This window comes from Gilvimarinus gilvus (assembly GCF_030518155.1).
GTDB lineage: Bacteria > Pseudomonadota > Gammaproteobacteria > Pseudomonadales > Cellvibrionaceae > Gilvimarinus > Gilvimarinus gilvus.
In genome coordinates this window covers 1-318 of record NZ_JAULRU010000834.1, presented here as the reverse complement: position 1 = coordinate 318, position 318 = coordinate 1, and the positions used below count along the sequence as shown (strand labels likewise).

1 protein-coding gene is annotated in these 318 nt (G+C 28.9%); it reads right to left on the bottom strand.

Annotated features, from left to right (window positions below; translation table 11 throughout):
• Positions 1 to 318, bottom strand: a 318-nt coding sequence (locus QWI17_RS23085) for a PepSY domain-containing protein (protein ID WP_302724899.1), incomplete at both ends; no start/stop codon positions are given.

Sequence of the window (318 nt, the reverse complement as noted above, 5' to 3'; positions counted from 1 at the left end):
TTAGGATAGTTGGTTTTTACAGTTTCAATAATCTTATCGAGTGTAGACTCTTGTCTTAATTCTATTGGCGCAGTTGTTTTGATATGAGAAAAATCTGGATATGCAGTATTACCTCCTGAAAAAATCACATAAATAGTTGCTTGAACAATAAAAAATGCATAAAATAACCCTGTTATAGAAAAGATTAATGCAAAAATTGAAGAATAAAATCCTAATATATTATGAAGATCATAATTTTTACGTTTCCAATTTTTTATGTCTTTCCATCTGAACCAGAAGCGTTGTTTTTTAGCCGCTTTATTTTTTGGCCACCATAAT